Origin of the sequence: Verminephrobacter aporrectodeae subsp. tuberculatae At4 (genome assembly GCF_000193225.1) — a bacterium.
In the GTDB taxonomy this organism is placed as follows: Bacteria; Pseudomonadota; Gammaproteobacteria; order Burkholderiales; family Burkholderiaceae_C; genus Acidovorax; species Acidovorax aporrectodeae.
The window spans coordinates 1-658 of sequence record NZ_AFAL01000762.1; the positions used below are offsets into that span (position 1 = coordinate 1).

Genomic DNA, 658 nt, shown 5'->3' on the forward strand with positions numbered 1-658 from the left:
CGCGCGCGCCACGGCCGCTGGCAAATGCTCAGCGTGCTGCTCGTCTGCGCAGCGCCGGTGATTGCATCGTATTTCACGTATTACGTGATCCGGCCCGAGGGACGGCGCAACCATGGCGAGCTCATCGATCCCCAGCGCCGCATCCCCGATCTGCTGGCGACGACGCTCGACGGCGCCACGCTCCCCCTGAACTCCCTCAAGGGCCAGTGGCTGCTCGTAAGCGTGGCCGGTGGCGCTTGCGACGCACCGTGCCAAATTGGCCCGTGGTCGGCACGGCCGCCACCAGGAACTCCGCTTATGCATTTCAATGGTTCGGTCTCTGTGGCCTGATGGCAGCTCTCTATGTCTGGTTCCAAATCGTCCCCCGCTGCATGCGCGCACGCAGCCAACCTGCCCCCTGAGGCCCGCGCCGGGCAACCGCTCGGGCTTGCAGTGCACGCCATGCCCGAAGCCGGGGTCACAGTGGCCACGCTGCAGCGCGCGCGCCACGGCCGCTGGCAAATGCTCAGCGTGCTGCTCGTCTGCGCAGCGCCGGTGATTGCATCGTATTTCACGTATTACGTGATCCGGCCCGAGGGGCGGCGCAACCATGGCGAGCTCATCGATCCCCAGCGCCGCATCCCCGATCTGCTGGCGACGACGCTCGACGGCGCCACGC

Annotated in this window: 2 pseudogenes; both read left to right on the forward strand. The window is 67.5% G+C overall.

What is annotated here, in order from left to right:
* Positions 1-255: pseudogene (locus tag VTU_RS29180) on the forward strand (hypothetical protein); the annotation flags it as partial.
* A gap of 87 nt (positions 256-342) precedes the next feature.
* Positions 343-658: pseudogene (locus VTU_RS29185) on the forward strand (hypothetical protein); the annotation flags it as partial.